General features: G+C 39.9%; 1 pseudogene. It reads right to left on the bottom strand.

The features are described 5' to 3' along the window. Nucleotides 1-421: pseudogene (locus tag EDI28_RS26525) on the bottom strand (hypothetical protein); the annotation flags it as partial.

Here is a 421-nt window from a genome sequence, read left to right as displayed (position 1 = left end):
TGGGATACTAGCATTCTGAGCCACATAGTGATAAAAACGGTGGCCATCACTCTCATAATAAGGGATAAAGTCCTTACTAGCATCTAGCGCTTGTAAATCTTCTGTTTTCATATAGCCTGACAAACCAGAAATAGTAATAGCCAAGCGCTTGTCATCACTTTTTCTATCCTTATCTAGCCATACGACACTACCTTGCGATATATAGGAAAGCTTTTCACCATCTGAATCATAAACATTGGCTGTAACAGGCACTACTTGATAGTAAGCAGCATTTTCATTTGTAGCTTTTCCTCCAAGCCATTTACCATCGCTTCCAAGCTGATAACCATCTACTGTCTCATTTTTCGCCATGTAACCACCAGATTTGAAGTAGTACCAGGCTTGACTATGAGAATCGTAGACCCATTCTTTTTCAGCCATT

Source organism: Photobacterium chitinilyticum (genome assembly GCF_004104355.1).
Classification (GTDB): domain Bacteria; phylum Pseudomonadota; class Gammaproteobacteria; order Enterobacterales; family Vibrionaceae; genus Photobacterium; species Photobacterium chitinilyticum.
This window is presented reverse-complemented; position numbering and strand designations above follow the sequence as displayed.